This is a genomic window from Aureicoccus marinus (assembly GCF_002954325.1).
GTDB classification, from domain to species: domain Bacteria; phylum Bacteroidota; class Bacteroidia; order Flavobacteriales; family Flavobacteriaceae; genus Aureicoccus; species Aureicoccus marinus.
This window is the reverse complement of the sequence record NZ_MQVX01000001.1, coordinates 2685732-2702387: the sequence shown is the minus strand read 5'-3', so window position 1 is coordinate 2702387 and position 16656 is coordinate 2685732. Positions and strand designations below refer to the sequence as shown.

Annotated in this window: 16 protein-coding genes; 8 read left to right on the top strand and 8 right to left on the bottom strand. The window is 48.0% G+C overall.

Annotation, left to right across the window (positions count from 1 at the left end):
* Positions 1-33: 33 nt before the first annotated feature.
* Both BST99_RS12635 and BST99_RS12630 read left to right on the top strand, forming a co-directional pair.
* Complete coding sequence (locus tag BST99_RS12635; RefSeq protein ID WP_105002118.1) at positions 34-504, top strand: Lrp/AsnC ligand binding domain-containing protein; 471 nt, start codon at positions 34-36, stop codon at positions 502-504.
* Entirely contained in the window at positions 504-1415 is a 912-nt protein-coding gene (locus tag BST99_RS12630; protein ID WP_105002117.1) for a lipid A-modifier LpxR family protein, read from the top strand. The genes BST99_RS12635 and BST99_RS12630 overlap by 1 nt, the downstream gene beginning before the upstream one ends.
* Before the next feature lie 2 nt (positions 1416-1417).
* On the opposite strand, the gene BST99_RS12625 is transcribed toward BST99_RS12630, so the two are convergent.
* The 3 genes from BST99_RS12625 to leuS form a co-directional block, all read right to left on the bottom strand.
* Positions 1418-2113 carry a zinc metallopeptidase gene (locus BST99_RS12625; protein WP_105002116.1) on the bottom strand — a complete coding sequence of 232 codons (696 nt, stop codon included), beginning with the start codon at positions 2111-2113 and terminating at the stop codon, positions 1418-1420.
* 111 nt (positions 2114-2224) lie between these two features.
* Complete coding sequence (gene ald, locus BST99_RS12620) at positions 2225-3325, bottom strand: alanine dehydrogenase (protein WP_105002115.1); 1101 nt, start codon at positions 3323-3325, stop codon at positions 2225-2227.
* Positions 3326-3335: 10 nt separating this feature from the next.
* Positions 3336-6134 (bottom strand): leucine--tRNA ligase, encoded by a 2799-nt coding sequence (leuS, locus tag BST99_RS12615; RefSeq protein ID WP_105002114.1) that lies wholly within the window; start codon positions 6132-6134, stop codon positions 3336-3338.
* A gap of 61 nt (positions 6135-6195) precedes the next feature.
* On the opposite strand from leuS, the gene BST99_RS12610 reads away from it, so the two are divergent.
* The 6 genes from BST99_RS12610 to BST99_RS12585 are packed head-to-tail and all read left to right on the top strand — an operon-like array spanning position 6196 to position 11529.
* Complete coding sequence (locus BST99_RS12610; RefSeq protein WP_105002113.1) at positions 6196-8061, top strand: T9SS type B sorting domain-containing protein; 1866 nt, start codon at positions 6196-6198, stop codon at positions 8059-8061.
* Positions 8062-8116: 55 nt separating this feature from the next.
* Positions 8117-8992: a cell division protein FtsX gene (locus BST99_RS12605; RefSeq protein ID WP_105002112.1), complete on the top strand. Its 876-nt coding sequence runs from the start codon at positions 8117-8119 to the stop codon at positions 8990-8992.
* 19 nt (positions 8993-9011) lie between these two features.
* Positions 9012-9272, top strand: coding sequence for a DUF3098 domain-containing protein (locus tag BST99_RS12600; RefSeq protein WP_105002111.1), 261 nt, complete (start codon positions 9012-9014; stop codon positions 9270-9272).
* A 2-nt stretch (positions 9273-9274) separates the two neighbouring features.
* Positions 9275-10069 carry an undecaprenyl-diphosphate phosphatase gene (locus tag BST99_RS12595; RefSeq protein WP_105002110.1) on the top strand — a complete coding sequence of 265 codons (795 nt, stop codon included), beginning with the start codon at positions 9275-9277 and terminating at the stop codon, positions 10067-10069.
* A gap of 1 nt (position 10070) precedes the next feature.
* Positions 10071-10781 carry a tRNA pseudouridine(55) synthase TruB gene (truB, locus tag BST99_RS12590; RefSeq protein WP_105002526.1) on the top strand — a complete coding sequence of 237 codons (711 nt, stop codon included), beginning with the start codon at positions 10071-10073 and terminating at the stop codon, positions 10779-10781.
* A 22-nt stretch (positions 10782-10803) separates the two neighbouring features.
* Entirely contained in the window at positions 10804-11529 is a 726-nt protein-coding gene (locus BST99_RS12585; protein WP_245916265.1) for a hypothetical protein, read from the top strand.
* On the opposite strand, the gene BST99_RS12580 is transcribed toward BST99_RS12585, so the two are convergent.
* From BST99_RS12580 to BST99_RS12565, 5 genes are all read right to left on the bottom strand, one after another.
* Positions 11509-12141: a thioredoxin family protein gene (locus BST99_RS12580; RefSeq protein ID WP_105002108.1), complete on the bottom strand. Its 633-nt coding sequence runs from the start codon at positions 12139-12141 to the stop codon at positions 11509-11511. The genes BST99_RS12585 and BST99_RS12580 overlap by 21 nt on opposite strands.
* 63 nt (positions 12142-12204) lie before the next feature.
* Positions 12205-12411, bottom strand: a complete 207-nt coding sequence (locus BST99_RS14715; RefSeq protein WP_245916264.1) for a hypothetical protein — start codon at positions 12409-12411, stop codon at positions 12205-12207.
* Positions 12408-13619, bottom strand: coding sequence for a TolC family protein (locus BST99_RS12575; RefSeq protein ID WP_245916263.1), 1212 nt, complete (start codon positions 13617-13619; stop codon positions 12408-12410). The genes BST99_RS14715 and BST99_RS12575 overlap by 4 nt, the downstream gene beginning before the upstream one ends.
* Positions 13616-14980 (bottom strand): HlyD family secretion protein, encoded by a 1365-nt coding sequence (locus tag BST99_RS12570; RefSeq protein WP_105002107.1) that lies wholly within the window; start codon positions 14978-14980, stop codon positions 13616-13618. The genes BST99_RS12575 and BST99_RS12570 overlap by 4 nt, the downstream gene beginning before the upstream one ends.
* Complete coding sequence (locus BST99_RS12565; protein ID WP_105002106.1) at positions 14973-16655, bottom strand: peptidase domain-containing ABC transporter; 1683 nt, start codon at positions 16653-16655, stop codon at positions 14973-14975. Before BST99_RS12565 ends, BST99_RS12570 begins: the two co-directional genes overlap by 8 nt.
* Between the last annotated feature and the right edge of the window lies 1 nt (position 16656).

Sequence of the window (16656 nt, the reverse complement as noted above, 5' to 3'; positions counted from 1 at the left end):
CATTAGCGAAATACATCTTTGTATAAGCTAATCATGAAAAAAGGTTCCAATTCGGTTAAAATTGACGGGATAGACAAAAAAATCCTAAGGCACTTAATGAAGGATGCCCGGACACCTATCCTCGAAATCGCCCGCAGCATCGGTATATCGGGAGCGGCTATTCACCAACGCCTGCGCAAACTGGAAAGTTCAGGACTTCTCAGCGGCTCCAAATTCGTCATCAATCCCCGTGTATTGGGGTACTCAACCCTGGCTTACATCGGCATTTATCTCGACCGCGCCATGAGCAATCCCCAGGCGGTAAAAGCCTTGGAAAAAGTGCCGGAAGTTTTAGAATGCCACTACACCACGGGTAATTGGTCTATTCTGATCAAGGTGCTCTGCCGAGACAATGAACACCTCATGCAGCTGCTCAACAAAAAAATTCAGGCTATTGAAGGAGTCTCGCGAACCGAAACCTTCATTTCGTTAGACCAGCAAATCGACCGGCAAATCAGCCTCTGATGAAGCAGTTCCTTTTACTTGGTCTAGCCCTTACACTGAACTTCAGCGCGGGAGCCCAGGAGATGCGGCGTCAACAATTGGAAATTTCGCATGACAACGACTTTTTACTGACCACAGATCGCTACTACTCTTCCGGTCTCTTTCTCACCTACCGAAGAATTCCGGAGCGTGGACTCTTGAGCGAAGAAGGAGAACAATTCAGTTTAAGGCTGGGGCAGGAAGTCTACACCCCCTCTGATGTGAGTTCCAGAAATACCGAAGATTTTGATCGACCTTATGCAGGTCTATCCGGGCTGTGGACCCGGTGGACCAAAGCCGATGAAAACACGCTCTGGGAAGGCCGTGTTCTCTTGGGGCGTACAGGTCCTTCTTCCCGTGCAGGAAGCTTTCAGCGCTGGTACCACAGAAATGTGGTGCTCTACCTCGTGCCGGCCTGGGAAGCCGAAATTGCCGATGCCTGGCAAGCCAATTTTTACTTGAAATACCTCCGGGAATGGGAACTGGCTCCGGTTCCATTTGGTGTCCGTCTTGCCGTACTGGGAGAAATGTCTTGGGGTACGCTTGAACAATACGTACAACCCGAAATCGCCCTTTATTTGGGACGACGAGGAGCCCTTCACAACAGTATTGCTCATGGACGACTCGGAAGTTCAGAAAGAGAAATCTTTATGGCCCTGAGAGCGAGTTACCGCTGTGTAGGTCATAACAGTCTTATCGAAGGAAATAAGGGCAGCACAGCATCGTCTTTTACGACTCTAGCCTTGAGTGGTGTATGGCGCTTTGGTTTTGATTTTAACCACCGCTACGGACGCCACGATTACAAGGTGATTTACCGCATGATAGGAAGAGAAACGCCAGACCAAAACCGATTTCATCAGTACATTGGTCTGGCGTATGGATTGGCCTTTTAATTTTAATCTCGGCCTCCAAATACCTGAAACGCCCAGTAGAGCAAAGAAGCCAAGGCTCCCAGTGCAGCCACCAAATAGGTTCTGGCTGCCCACTTCAGCGCATCTTCTGCTCCGGCTTGTTCCTGCTGAGTCAACATGTGTTTTTGCTTCAACCAGACCAAGGCACGCTTACTGGCATCGTACTCCACGGGTAGGGTAACAAAACTAAATAGGGTAGCAAAGCCCATCATAACCAATCCGGCAATGGCGATGTAGAAACCAAGTCCTACACCTGCTGCTGCTCCTAGCATCAAGCCTCCAAAGACAACCCAGGTCGACATACCAGACGTTACACTAACGATAGGGACCAGTTGCGAACGCATAGTTAACCATTCATAGGCCTGGGCATGTTGTACGGCGTGTCCGACTTCGTGAGCCGCAACAGCTGCGGCCGCCGCATTGCGCTGGTTGTACACCCCTTCTGAAAGGTTGACGGTTTTATTTTTTGGATTGTAGTGGTCTGTGAGCATCCCGGCGGTCGAGATAACCTTCACATCGCGAATACCGTGATCATCCAGCATTTTCTGAGCGATTTCTGCCCCGCTCATACCGTTCTGCAAATGAACCTTGGAGTATTTTCTAAATTTAGACTTCAGTTGATTGCTTACCAACCAGCTAAAAAGTGCGACTGCGCCAATAAGAATATAGTACGTCATCATATTTGTATCGCTTTTGATTTCAATTTACAAAAAGGAAACAAGAACCAGACCAATTGTGAAATCAGCCCTTTTTAAGTAATTGGTGTCAGGAATCCTGACAAAATACGGGTTTTAGTTCATTTGCATTTGGTCTGCGAATGCCTCTTTGATCGGTTCGTACACCACCTTACCGGCCTGAATATTCAATCCTTTGGCCAAGCCAGGGTCTTGATTCAGGGCTTCCTCGTAACCCTTATCCGCTAATCTCAAAATATAGGGAAGAGTCACATTGGTCAAAGCCACCGTAGAGGTATGCGGAACAGCTCCCGGCATATTCGCTACACAATAATGCACCACATCGTCAATAATGAAGATAGGATCTTCGTGGGTCGTGGGGCGTGTTGTTTCAACACAGCCGCCCTGATCCACAGCGACATCGACGATTACCGTTCCCGGACGCATGGTTTTGAGCATGTCCTTGGTAATCAAACGAGGAGCTTTTGCTCCCTTGAGCAGCACGCCTCCAATAATTAAATCGTGCGTTTTGATGTGGTTTCTGATGTTGTATTCGTTGGAATATTCGGTTACCACATGAGGCGGCATTACGTCGTTCACATAGCGCAAACGGTCCATATTCACATCCAAAATAGTCACATGAGCGCCAAGACCTGCCGCCATCTTCGCTGCCTGAATTCCAACGGTACCTGCACCAATGACCAATACTTTACCTGGAGCGACTCCCGGAACACCTCCCAAGAGAACTCCTCGGCCTTTAACGGGCTTTTCAAGAAATTTAGCTCCCTGTTGTATAGCCATACGTCCCGCCACTTCAGACATCGGCGTCAAAAGAGGTAGTGCTCCATTGCGGTCCTCAACGGTTTCGTAGGCGATACAAATGGCTTTGCTTTGGATCATGGCTTCGGTCAGGGGTTGACTCGACGCAAAGTGAAAATAAGTAAACACCACCTGGCCCTTTCGGACCAACCCGTATTCCTGAGCAATGGGCTCCTTGACCTTGACAATCATTTCGGCCTTGGCATATACGTCTTCTATGGTCGATTCAATTGATGCCCCTACCGCCTGGTAGTCTGCATCTGAAAACCCACTGCCGATTCCTGCCTCAGTTTGCACAAGAACCTCATGGCCTCGCTTTACCAGTTCGTTAACTCCGGCAGGCGTCATCGCCACCCGGCTTTCGTTGTTCTTGATTTCTTTGGGTACACCGATTTTCATGAGCTCAATTTTATCCGACTATGTTGACGATTTTTCCTGGTACAACAATAACCTTTTTCGGGCTACGGCCCTGCATTTGTTCTTGGGTTTTTTCGTGTGCAAGAACCTGTTTTTCAATTTCTTCTTTCCCCATGTCCGCTGGAAACTTCAGTTTAAAGCGCATCTTACCGTTAAAAGAAATAGGGTACTCTTTTTCGGCCTCCACCAGGTATTCCGGTTTAAACTCCGGGAAGGGAGCCTGTGAAATAGATCCCTGGTGACCGAGCATCTCCCAGAGCTCTTCCGCAATGTGCGGCGCATAGGGCGACACCAAAATGGCCAAGGGCTCCAGAATGCTTTTGGAACTGCACTTCTGCGCGGTCAGTTCATTAACACAAATCATAAAGGTCGAAACCGAGGTGTTGAAAGAAAATTGCTCAATATCTTCTCCTACCTTCTTGATCGTTTTGTGTAAACTCTTCAAGGCCTCCGCACTGGGCTCCTCCTCATTGAGGTTGAGATAGAGTTTCCAAAGTTTTTTCAGGAAACCGTGCACTCCGGTTATACCGGCTGTATTCCAGGGCTTGGACTGTTCCAAGGGCCCGAGGAACATTTCGTACAAGCGAAGGGAATCGGCTCCGTATTGCTCACAAATGGCGTCAGGGTTCACGACATTAAACCAGCGTTTTGACATTTTTTCTACTTCCCGTCCGACGATGTACTTTCCATCTTCCAGTCTGAACTCGGCCTTTTCGAATTGAGGCTGCCATTGACGCAAGGCATCTACATCCAATTCATCGGAGGCATTGACCAGATTAACATCGACACGCAGGGGTTCTACCTGGTAGTCCTTTCTCAAGCCATAAGAGACGTACTGATCGGTACCACTCACGCGGTACACCAAAGCCGAGGTCCCTGTAATCATTCCTTGGTTGATCAATTTTTGGGCATACTCCGCCTGAGGAACTACTCCGCGATCATAAAGGAATTGCTGCCAGAATCGGGAATACAGCAAGTGCCCAGTGGCATGCTCGCTACCTCCGATATAAAGATCAACACCTTTCCAGTAGCCAATGGCTTCAGGGCTAAAAATCGCCTCCTCATTATGGGGGTCCATATAGCGGTTAAAGTACTGCGAACTTCCCGCCCATCCAGGCATGGTATTCAACTCGAGCGGAAACACGTTTTCTCCGTCAATCAAATCGTTCGCCACCACTTCTTGCTTCTTCACATCCCAGGCCCAGACCTCAGCATTCCCCAAAGGTGGATCTCCTTCTTCCGTAGGCAAATACTTATCGACCTGCGGCAATGGCAAGGGTAGACATTCGGTTGGAATCATCTGAGGCATTCCGTCTACGTAGTAGACCGGGAAAGGTTCTCCCCAGTAGCGCTGACGACTGAAGACTGCATCTCTGAGGCGGTAGTTAATCTTTCCGGTACCTCGGCCTTCCGCTTCCAGCCGTTCTATGACCGCCTTGGTGGCTTGGTAGTAATCCATCCCATCGAGAAAGTCGGACTGTGCAATTCGGGTATTGGCTTTGTCGGCAAAGGCTTCCTCGCTGATGTCAACTCCGTCAAAAATATTGGGGATGGGTAAATTAAAGTGCTTTGCAAAATCATAGTCGCGCTGATCCCCGCAAGGGACCGCCATAACAGCACCGGTTCCGTAGCTGGCCAGCACATAATCTCCGATCCATATCGGAATGCGATCTCCGGTGAAGGGGTGCAGGGCATAGGCTCCTGTAAAGGCACCACTAATGGTTTTAACGTCAGACATTCGGTCGCGTTCAGACCGCTTAGAGGTCGCCTCGACATAGGCATCGATTTCGGCCTTTTGCTCCGCTGTCGTAAAGCGCTCCACCCAGGGATGCTCGGGTGCAAGCGTCATAAAACTGACTCCATAAAGGGTATCAGGTCGGGTGGTAAAGACCTTGATTTTTTCGGGGTGACCCTCGACTTCAAATTCCACCTCTGCCCCCTCGGATCGGCCAATCCAATTGGTCTGAGAATCTTTCAGCGGTTGCGGCCAATCTATATTTTGTAAACCGTCGAGCAGTCGTTGGGCGTAGGCTGTAATACGCATGCTCCATTGGGTCATTTTCTTTCGGATCACCGGATGGCCTCCCCTTTCAGAGACCCCATTGACAATTTCGTCATTAGCCAGTACGGTCCCCAGCGCCGGGCACCAGTTGACCTCTGTATCGGCCAGATAAGCCAAGCGGTATTGCAAGAGAATAGCCTGCTGTTCTTCCTCCTTCATAGCCTTCCATTCAGCAGCCTTAAACTGCTTTACATCTTCGTCGGCTACCGCTTTTATTTGGGTGTTTCCGTTCGCCTCGAATTCGCTTATCAAATCCGATATGGGTTCCGCCTTGTCGGAACTGGTATTGTACCAGGACTCAAAAAGCTGTATAAAGACCCATTGCGTCCATTTGTAGTAAGACGGTGAAGAGGTTCTAAACTCGCGGCTCCAGTCAAAAGAGAAGCCAAGTCGATCCAGTTGCTCCCGGTATCGGTTGATGTTGGTTTCGGTAGTCACTGCCGGATGTTGTCCGGTTTGGATCGCGTACTGTTCTGCAGGCAAACCAAAGGAATCGTAGCCCATGGGATGCAGTACTTCGTACCCTTGATGCCGTTTAAAACGAGCGTAGATATCACTGGCGATATACCCCAGCGGATGACCTACGTGCAAGCCTGCCCCGGAAGGGTAAGGAAACATATCCAGAACGTAGAACTTGGGCTTAGCCGAATGTGTTTCTGCCTTGAAGGTCTGTTGTTCTGCCCAATACTTTTGCCACTTAGCCTCGATTTCGAGAAAATTGTACTGCATTTCTTAATTTGTCGCGATCAGCGGCTAAATTACGGGGATTCCCCCAAAGCCGAAAAGGAATATGAAGGGTTTCGTTCTCGTTTTAATATTCAGTCTTTTTTCTCTTGGTTCCCTGCACGGGCAGATCGAATTCTGCACAGGGAATACCGGCGATCCCATCTTTACAGAAAACTTTGGAACAGGCCTGACCAATGGCCCTGCGCTGGCCCCGGGAACCACCACTTATTCCTACGTCAATGGCGCTCCATCAGACGGAAGCTACACCATCTCGAGCTTTACCCAATATTATGATTGGCACAATACAGCCGATCACACCGTCGGCGATACCGATGGGCGCTCTTTAATCGTCAATGCAAGCTTTACCGCCGGGGAATTCTACCGACGGGAAGTCAGTGGGTTGTGCGAAAACACCACCTACCAGTTTGCCGCCTGGGTGTTAAACCTCCTGCCCTCACCCAATAGCTGTCCGAACGGGGGAATCCCGATCAATGTTCGTTTTGAAATTTGGGACATCACCGATACCCAACTTCTTCGCAGTGGAGAAACGGGCCCGATTGGGGCCATGACGGCTCCTCTTTGGGAAAACTACGGCCTGGTTTTCCAGACACTTCCCGGTCAAAATGAAGTGATTTTGAAATTGATCAACAACGGACAAGGCGGTTGTGGAAATGATCTGGCTATCGATGACATTAGCTTTCGATCCTGCGGGGATCGCCTTCTGCTGGAAGACGAAGCCAACGAGACTTCCCGTATCGTTTGTCAGGAAGACGGTGCGACCACCGTGCAACTGGAAGCCACTCCGGATTTTTCGGTTTTCAATACCCACGCGTACCAATGGCAAGAAAGTCTGGACGGAATAAATTGGGCCGATATCGCTGGCGCCAACCAAGCTACCTACCAGAGTCCGCCCTTACTCAGCGATCAATTCTACCGGGTAAAAGTGGCAGAAGACGCAGTGAATCTGGCGAACGACAATTGCGCCACCGTTTCGGACATTTATCAAATAGAAGTGGTTCCCGCGCCTTTGCCTCCTAGCGGAAATCCCTTAACGGAAATCTGTGAAGGAGAAATTGGCGTTCTTCAAGCGGTAGTCAGTGCGGGAGAACGCATCGATTGGTATGGACAGGCCAGTGGGGGAAACCCTTTACTTTCAGACAATAGGGAATTCAGTCCACCCGCTGCAGGAATTTATTACGCCGAAACCGTCGATGTGCGCAGTGGTTGTCTGTCGACAACCCGTACTGCCTTAGAGCTGCGTTTTGTTCCTCCGCCTGACGTCGAAGATGAGACCTTAGACTTTTGTCAAGGCACCTCCGCCTTTTTATCAGCTGGTTATGTCGGAGGCACCTACCAGTGGTCTACCGGGGAGATGAGCCCTGAAATTTTGGTACGTGAACCGGGAACTTATACCGTTCTGGTGACCAATCGAGCGGGTTGCGCAGAAACAAAGACCATCGTCTTGGAAGAAATTATAATTCCTCGAATCAGTCTGGTGAGAAGCGATCACCGAGAGATTCAAATCGAAGTGGCTGAAGCGGGAGATTTTGAATACAGTATAGACGGTTTCAACTTCCAGAATTCTCCCAACTTTCCGGATCAGGTAGGAGGCCCTTATCTTCTTGTCGTCCGAGAAAAGAACGGTTGTGGAGATTCCCGTCTGAATTACAACCATTTGGTCATTCCGCGTTTCTTTACTCCGAATGGCGATACCCAAAACCAGGAATTCACCATAGAAGGAGCTGCAGGTCTAAGCCAGTTCAGGCTCCGTATTTATGACCGAATGGGGCAACTTGTCTTTGAGACCGGCGACCCCGGTATTCGTTGGTCCGGATTGAGAGAGGGACGTCCCTTGCCCTCCTCGGACTACTGGTACGTCCTACAGGCCGATGATCAGGTCTTGCGCGGTCATTTCACATTGAAGCGTTAAAGGAGACACGCTAAATGAATTACTTTGCTATTTTTACCCTAGAAAGTGGCGTAATATGGCTCAATACATCGAGCGGTATCAAAGAAGGAGACTGATAACCTCTTACTTTTCCGTAGTGCTCAGTATTTCTTTAGTGCTCTTCTTAATGGGCATTCTCGGCTTATTGGTATTCAATGCCAAGAAGTTGGCTGACCACTTTAAAGAACAAATCACCCTCACCATTTTCCTAAAAGACGACGCCAAAGAGATCGAAGTCAACCAACTTCAGAAGAGTTTTGCTTTGGCTGACTACGTCAAATCGGCGCGTTACATCCCGAAAGAAGAAGCCGCAGAAGAATACAGTGAAGACATCGGCGAGAACTTCGTGGAGTTTCTCGGATTCAATCCGCTGAAGAACGCCATTGACCTGAATTTACAGGCCGATTTCGTCTCTCCGGTTCAAATAGAAGAGATTGCAAATACCATAAGTACCAAAACCTACGTTGATGAAGTGAGTTACGACAAGCCCCTGATCGAACTTTTGAACAGCAATGTTAGCCGCTTAAGTCTTTGGATATTAGTTGCTAGCGCAATTTTTACGCTGATTTCAGTCCTGCTGATCAATAGCTCCATCCGCCTGTCGATTTACTCAAAACGTTTTATCATCAAAACCATGCAAATGGTTGGAGCAACTAAAAAATTCATACGTAAGCCATTTATCGTCACCAATGTCAAGTTGGGGATGCTGGGCGCTTTACTTGCGCTCATCGCCCTTTCTGTGACCTTGTTTTACCTCGATCAGAGCTTTCCAGAATTGCAGTTGTTCGATGACGCCATTCCTCTTTTGGTCTTATTTGCTGCAATTTTTGGGTTGGGTATTGCGATCTCGTATATCAGTACGCATTACGCGACTCAGCGGTTCTTAAACCTAAGAACAGACCGCCTGTATTAATTAGACAAAGTCCATTTAGATGAGTAAAAATCAGAAACAGCCAACCAAAAACAACTCGCTCTTTGTAATGGAGCGCCGCAACTACCAAATTCTTTTTGTGGGCTTGGCTTTTCTCGTTTTAGGGTTCATCTTGATGAGCGGAGGAGGAAGTGATGACCCCAAAGTGTTCAACGAAGCGATTTACAACTTCCGTAGAATCCGTCTTGCACCGACTCTGGTGCTGATCGGGCTGGGTATTCAGGTGTTTGCCATCCTGCACAACCCCAGTAAAAAAGACTGATCGTGAGTTATATTGACGCTATTCTCCTTGGGATTATACAAGGTCTTACAGAATTTTTACCCGTCTCCTCCAGCGGGCATTTAGAACTCGGAAAAGTCATCCTGGGCGATAATTCCCTTCCCGAAGAAAGCCTTTTATTCACTGTGGTCCTGCACTTTGCTACCGCTTTGAGTACTTTGGTGGTTTTTCGAAAAGAAGTTATGGAAATTCTTCGTGGTCTGTTTCAGTTTAAATGGAACGAACAGATGGAGTTTTCTATGAAAATCATCGTTTCCATGATTCCGGCTGCCCTGATCGGCTTTTTGTTTGAAGAACAACTGGAAGCCTTTTTTGGAGGCAACATCCAATTTGTTGGCTTTATGCTGATCGTTACCGCCATCCTGTTGTACTTAGCAGATAAAGCGAAAGACACCTCGAAAAAAGTTTCTTTCCCGAATGCTCTGATCATCGGTATCGCTCAGGCCATTGCAATGCTCCCAGGCATTTCGAGAAGTGGTGCTACGATTTCAACCTCGGTACTTTTGGGGATTGACAAAACCCGTTCCGCCCGCTTCTCCTTCTTGATGGTGGTGCCACTGATTTTTGGAAAAATAGCCAAGGACATCCTTTCAGGAGACCTCAACTTGGAATCGGGTCAATTGGGCTTAATGGGCGTTGGCTTTATCGCTGCCTTTGTTTCGGGCATGTTGGCTTGTACCTGGATGATTAAATTGGTCCGCAACAGCAAGCTTTCTTACTTTTCAATTTACTGTCTGGTCGTTGGTTTAATCGCCATTGGCTGGAGCTTTTGGGGATAAAATGGATTACGGTTCACTTACTGCCGAAGACTTCTTGGAAGGGCAACTTATTTTGATTGATAAACCTTTGCACTGGAGCTCCTTTCAGGCGGTGAATGCCGTCAAATGGGCTATCCGTAAGAAACACAACCTCAAGAAGATCAAGATAGGACACGCGGGAACCCTCGACCCTTTAGCAACAGGATTACTCATCATTTGTGCAGGGAAGATGACCAAGCAAATCCAAAACTACCAAGGGCAAACCAAAGGCTATACCGGGAGTATCCAATTGGGAGCAACTACCGACTCCTATGATTTGGAGACCGAACCCCAAGTAGTTGAGGGCTATCAGCCTCCCACAGCAGAGGCCATTGAAGCTTCAAGAGTTTCGTTTGTTGGAATGATTCAGCAGCAACCCCCTTTGTTCTCCGCCCTAAAGAAAGACGGAAAACGCCTTTATGAATTGGCTCGAAAAGGAGAAACAACCGATATTCCCTTCCGGGAAATTGAAATTCATGAATTTCAGTTGGAACCCTTGAAAGAAGATAACAGCATGGACTTTTTAGTGCGCTGCAGCAAGGGAACCTATATTCGATCTCTGGCTCACGATATGGGGCAAAAACTGCAGACCGGAGGCTATCTTTCTGCCTTGAGAAGAATCCAAATCGGAGATTTTCACGTAGATAAGGCTATAGAGCCTCTCGAATTCAAAAAACAATTGGGGGTCGAATAAGCTATATTCGTTAAGAAGTAAAATGAGTGCAAAACAACTTTCGTTATTGATAACCGGACTTTCGATGGCTCTTGTGGTTTCACTACTCTACACTATTCAATTGGGCGGACAACAGGAAGACGAGTACGTGATCGAGATGAACCTGGATGAGAACTTGGAAGAGTTGATCGAGGAAGAGAAGGAGCGCATTGAAGAGCTGCAGTCGCAGTTAAACCCCACTTCCCACAGAGCGTTTAATGAAACAGCAGATCCAAATGCCGGAGACCCTGAACCTTTTAAAACCCTGGAAGAACTGGAACAGGAATTAGCCGAACTCCAATCCGAGGAAGGAGAATCAGCTGATGTAACTCAACAGGACGAAGCCTACCAAGAGTACCTCAAAAAACTGGCGGAACGACGCAAAGAACTCCAGGATCAGTTGGGAGAAAGGGAAGCGAAAAAGAAAGAACGCACCTCCTTCCTCAAAGACAAACGTACCACCATCTCCTACTCCCTAGTAGATCGTAATCATGTTTACCTGGATCCACCTGTTTACAAATGTATCGAAGGAGGAAAGGTTGTCATCAATATCGTTGTTGACTCCCAAGGAAAGGTTCTGGAAGCCCGTTTCAACTCAAACAGCTCAACATCCGACAACGGATGCCTGGTCGACGAGGCCATTACCTATGCTCTGCGCTCGAGTTTTGAGAAATCTTCTAAGCCGAAGCAAATTGGGAGTATCACCTATTTATTCCAAGGAAAGTACTAAGGCCTCCAATTCCCGGACGGTAGTTTGTCCTTTGTCTTGGTTATACCACTTTTGAATTTCTTCTTTGAAGTCAGCAGGAAGTTTTCCGTTTTCGTCTTTGGCCTCTTGAACCAGTTGATGCAAAGGCTCAGGACGCGATCCCCATTCCCCGGCAACTTCGTTCCTTTCGTTGAGAATCAACAGCTTTGGAATTCCTCGGGTACCCTGACTCAGATAAGCATCCATGAGTTCTAAATTCTCATCCCGCCACAAAACCCGGACCTCAATCTTGTCGGTGAGCTCCGCCAATTTTTGCATGATGGGTACCGTATGGGCCGCATCACCACACCAGCTTTCGTTGAGAACCAACCACCTTTGAGGTTTGTTTAGTTGTTCGAGTTGAGACTGAAGTTCTCCATCGACCTTAAAGCGTTTTTCCCAGCGGCGCGAACGGCGATCATTCAGCTGGGTATAGTTGATTAAGGCTTCCGTTTGTTGCGGGCCAGAAGTCCGACCATTTTCGGCCTGTTCTTGGAAGAGGGCTCGGTATTCGGCATAAGGCATCGCCTTTTCCCAGTACTGCTGTAGGTCCAATCCGTTTTGGTTTTCTGTTAAGGCTTCCGTAGGTTTCATATCATTAAACTTCACAGTGGATTGGTTCGTTCTGAACCCCTTTCCTTACATCAGGGAATCTTCCTAAAAGTCAGCGTCCAGGGCCAAGCCCTTAAAGAGTTTGATTTTAGAAACATAGTACTTGTTCTGAAGAGAATTGCCTTTGAGTTCCGCATCGATGAGTTTACTCTCTCGCGAATTGATAAGAAACAAGGAGCTTTCTCCAAAATTGAACTTTCTTTCTTCTCCCTGAAGCAGGGTGCGGTAATTCATAATCATATCACCAATCATACTTTGCTGTCGTCCAAAGGACTCCAACTGGGCATAGAGGCTCCCACCTTGTTGGTAATACTGACTTGGGCAAAATCCCTTTCGTAGCTCGCGTCATTCAACTTAATGCGGGCCAATTTGAGTTCTCCTCTTTCCTTTCTCAAAAAGAGTGGGAAGCGAAAGCTCAAGCCCCCTTTGTATTGCTGGGTATCAAAGGTGCCGATCAGGTTGGGGTCCGGAGTTAAAAAATTATACTCCAAATCGATCTTGGGAAGGAGCTGATTGACCTTGAGGTTCTTCTCGACTTCCAAGCCCTGTACCTTTTGTTGCAAAGCAATCAACTTGGGGTGCTCTGCCACATTAAAATCCTCAAAATTCAGACCGACCAGGCCCAAAGAACCGTCGACACTGGACTCAGAAAGAGGGGCTGGTCGAACAACTCCCTGCAACTCCACAGGCACATCCTCTATCCAGAGGTAGTTCGAAAGATTGAGGGCAGCCTTTTGAAGATTCAGCCAAGCCTGCTCCTTACTCAAATCCCGGTTCTGGACAGCAATCTTGGCTTCTACCGTATCAATCATGGCCATATCACCGCGAATTGCGCGTTGTTTTACCCCTTTAAACCGCTGTTGGGCATTCAGGAGAAAGCTGTTAAAAATCTGGTAGTCCTGGTAGGCGCGAATCCAATCGAAATAGGCGGTTGCCGCTTCGCTGAGCACTTCGTTCACCAATATCTGCTGCTCGGCTCGGGTTTGCTCCCGAAAAAAGCGGGCCTTTTTTAAGCTGGCCATACGCTTGTTGATCCACAAGCCCTGAGCCAGGGAAAGTTTAACCCCCGCTCCAAATAAACCCTGCTCGGGTAAGGTCTCGTCAGGATTGATAAAAGCTCCTTGGTTCTGCTCAAAATTCGCCTTGAATTCCAGTCCGTACCAGGTTGGAATTTTGAAGGTCGTATTCAGGCGATCCCAGTATTCCGTTCCCTTGAACTTTTTGCGATCGTAGTCGACTTCAATTTTAGGATCAAATCCTCCGCGGGCCTTCATCAGGCTGGCGGCACCTTGGGCCAAGCGCAGTTCCGCCTGCCGAACAATGGGGTGGTACTTCCGCACATAGCCCATATACTCCACAAACTCCAACTCGGCCGTTGGCGTCTCTTGGGCAGTAAGAGGTTGTAGCGGAAAGAGCAGTAACTCTATCAGCATAACCGTCATGTAGGTGTGCGACCTCATATTTTGACTTTTATACGCTTGACTTCCTCTTCTTTGCCATCAGGCTCGTAGTAATTCGGTGGGAAACCGTTGAGCTGTCTCCACAACTCAAACCAAATCGGCACATCTTCCAAAAGGGCCATGGTATTTGCACCGGATCCTATTCGAAGCTCTTCCGGCCAAGGGTGGTCTTGGGGATCCGGGGCCAGAAGTAGGCGGTATTTTCCGTTATCACTGATAAAGGTTTCGATGGCAACAACTTCTCCACCGTAGGTTCCATAAGAGGCATTGGGCCATCCACTGAAGATGATCGCCGGCCATCCGTCAAATTGGATACGAACTTTCTCACCAATCTTCACCAGAGGAATATCAATGGGATCTACATAGGTCTCGACCGCCATTTCAATATCGGAAGGCATTATACTAACCAGTTTATCTCCCTCCTTAAAAGTTTCCCCAATCCCTGACTGCAGGGCCCGGTTGATAAAGCCATTCTGGGGCGCAGTGATGTAATACATTCCCTGGCGAATCTGATAGTTGGTATAGGCGTTCTCGAGTTTAGTCACCTGGGCTTCTGAATCGTATTGGTTGCTCAGGGCAGTGGCTCGATCAGATCTGGATTTGGCAATCTTATCGGTGTACTCGGCCTGTACCCGGTTGATTTCAACCTGGGCATTAATGACCTCATTGCGGCTAGCGAAGAGTTTGTTTTCTTGCGAAATCAATTTGGCCTGGGTCTCCTGCAGCTTCAATTTCTTTGCTTCCACATCAGTCATGGGCTTCAGACCCTCTTCATTGAGCTGGGTACTTCGATCAAACTGGCGCTGGGCGATGCTCAGATTGGTCCTGGCTGCCTCCAAATCTATACTATCTGACTTTACTTTGAGGTTGGCCTGATACAGCTTGTTTCGGGCCTGCTTTAGTTTGAGGTTCCGTTCAAGTTGCTGAGCTCCGATCTGCTGCTCCAACTGCTTCACCTTCTCTTCATAGCTGAATACAGACTGAGACTTGGCCCGGATTTGCTGACCTGTACGGGCCACCAGATCAGGGTCCTGGTATTCGTTTTTAATTTCCGAAATAAAGAGGATGGTATCTCCACTTTGAACGTGTTCCCCTTCTCTGACAAACCACTTTTCAATCCGACCTGGGATAGGGGATTGAATGGTCTGTGGACGCTGATCCGGCTTGAGCGTAGTCAGATACCCCTTACCTGCTATGTTCTGGGTCCAGGGCAAGAATAATACAATCAACAAGATGAGGGCAAAGGCTGCCAAGAAGCGGTTGAACTGCTTGAAATGTCTTCGGTGGAATACAATCGTTCCGGCTTTATACCCTGTAAGATCCACCTTTTGGTGCAAACTGTTTTTAGTGATATTAAGCATTGTTGTTCCGTGTTTCGTTAGTGATTTTTCCGTTCTCCAGGGTAATGGTGCGGCTGCAGCTTCTGGCCCATCGCTGGTTTTCACTGACCACAACCAAAGACCATCCGTTCTCTGGATTGACCAAGAAGTCCATGATTTCGTTGGCCTCTCCTTCCGAGAACTGATCCAACGGATCTTTCAGGATCAGCATTTTGGGTTGACGTACGATACTACGTGCCAAAACAATCTTTTTAGAAACGGTATAAGGAATTTGACGTCCTTCCGGATAGAGAATCGTTCTCAAACCCTGAGGCTGTTCCTTGACAAACTCCGTTAACTTAGTTTTCTCGAGAGCCCAATACACCTGCTCTTCGGTTATACTTGGATCCCCAAAAGTGATGTTGTTCAGGATGCTCCCTTCAAAAGGAGACTCCTCGGTTAGGGACTGCCCTAGATGCGAGCGATAAAAATTCAGGTTCATTCCCTTCAGGGCCACATCATTGATAAAGATGTTCCCCTCATCCGGCTCCAATATACCGGCAATAAGCCGCAGCAGGGTGGTCTTGCCGGAGCCTGATGGCCCTTGTACCAGAATACTGCATACCGGGCTGATGGAAAAGGCGATGTCCTTAAGAATAAACTTGGCTCGATCTGGAACGCGATAAGAAACCTCATCCAACTGTACCGAAAAGCCTTCGTTTTCGTTAAAGGGTTTTTGACCATCCTGAGGCTCCAGTTCCTTATCGACCACCTGGCCCAATTTCTCTAAAGAAGTCAGTAGGTCGTAGAACGTTTCCAGTCCCAAAATCAATTTTTCAACCGAACTGATAACCAAAAGGATGATGATTTCGGCAGCGACGAACTGCCCGATATTCATCTCTTGATTCAAGACCAAGAGTCCTCCGATCAGCAAGAGCCCAGCTGTTACAAGCACTTTAAAGCCGATCATCTGAATAAACTGCAATACCAAGACACGGAAGTGCCCTTCTCGGGCGTCGAGGTACTCCACAACCAAAGAATCATTCTTGTCCAGAGCATGGGTAGTATGGCCTGAAAGCTTAAAACTGACAATGGAACGTGCAACCTCTTGCAACCAGTGAGCCACCTTGTACTTGTACTTGGACTCCGACAAGCTGGTGTCATAACCCCGTTGAGCCGTGTACTTGAATACAACGTAGATCAAAAGGATCAACAGCACCCCGTAAACGATAAAGAAGGGGTGATAAAATGAGAGCAGTAAAAGGCCAAGTATAATCTGCAGTAGTGCCGCAGGAAAATCGATCAGAATCTTCGATAAACTCTTCTGAACCGTCAGGGTATCAAAGAAACGGTTGGCCAATTCGGGCGGATACTGATTCCGTAGTGCGCTCATCTTAATTTTCGGAAAACGGTACGCAAACTCAAAGGAGGAACGGGTGAAGATCTTCTGTTGCACATTTTCGATAATGCGGAGCTGCATCAATTGAAGGGCGCCGGCAAAACCGACACCGAGGGTGACCAATATCACTAAAACAATCCAAGAGGTACTCACTTGGGCACCCTGAATCAGGTTGATAATGGCCTGAATACCCAAAGGAAGTGTCAGGTTCACAATTCCAGCAAAGACCGCATAATACAGGACCTGCGAAATGTCCTTTCGGTCCAGTCTGAGCAATCCCAGTAAGCGTTGCCAGGCGGTTAAAATTGTTTTAGCCATG

Bases quoted from the DNA above. Each gene is read 5' to 3' on its own strand.
- BST99_RS12635 (WP_105002118.1), top strand. From the start codon at position 34: ATGAAAAAAGGTTCCAATTCGGTTAAAATTGACGGGATAGACAAAAAA.
- BST99_RS12630 (WP_105002117.1), top strand. From the start codon at position 504: ATGAAGCAGTTCCTTTTACTTGGTCTAGCCCTTACACTGAACTTCAGC.
- BST99_RS12625 (WP_105002116.1), bottom strand. From the start codon at position 2,113: ATGATGACGTACTATATTCTTATTGGCGCAGTCGCACTTTTTAGCTGG.
- ald (WP_105002115.1), bottom strand. From the start codon at position 3,325: ATGAAAATCGGTGTACCCAAAGAAATCAAGAACAACGAAAGCCGGGTG.
- leuS (WP_105002114.1), bottom strand. From the start codon at position 6,134: ATGCAGTACAATTTTCTCGAAATCGAGGCTAAGTGGCAAAAGTATTGG.
- BST99_RS12610 (WP_105002113.1), top strand. From the start codon at position 6,196: ATGAAGGGTTTCGTTCTCGTTTTAATATTCAGTCTTTTTTCTCTTGGT.
- BST99_RS12605 (WP_105002112.1), top strand. From the start codon at position 8,117: ATGGCTCAATACATCGAGCGGTATCAAAGAAGGAGACTGATAACCTCT.
- BST99_RS12600 (WP_105002111.1), top strand. From the start codon at position 9,012: ATGAGTAAAAATCAGAAACAGCCAACCAAAAACAACTCGCTCTTTGTA.
- truB (WP_105002526.1), top strand. From the start codon at position 10,071: ATGGATTACGGTTCACTTACTGCCGAAGACTTCTTGGAAGGGCAACTT.
- BST99_RS12585 (WP_245916265.1), top strand. From the start codon at position 10,804: ATGAGTGCAAAACAACTTTCGTTATTGATAACCGGACTTTCGATGGCT.
- BST99_RS12580 (WP_105002108.1), bottom strand. From the start codon at position 12,141: ATGAAACCTACGGAAGCCTTAACAGAAAACCAAAACGGATTGGACCTA.
- BST99_RS14715 (WP_245916264.1), bottom strand. From the start codon at position 12,411: ATGATTGGTGATATGATTATGAATTACCGCACCCTGCTTCAGGGAGAA.
- BST99_RS12575 (WP_245916263.1), bottom strand. From the start codon at position 13,619: ATGAGGTCGCACACCTACATGACGGTTATGCTGATAGAGTTACTGCTC.
- BST99_RS12570 (WP_105002107.1), bottom strand. From the start codon at position 14,980: ATGCTTAATATCACTAAAAACAGTTTGCACCAAAAGGTGGATCTTACA.
- BST99_RS12565 (WP_105002106.1), bottom strand. From the start codon at position 16,655: ATGGCTAAAACAATTTTAACCGCCTGGCAACGCTTACTGGGATTGCTC.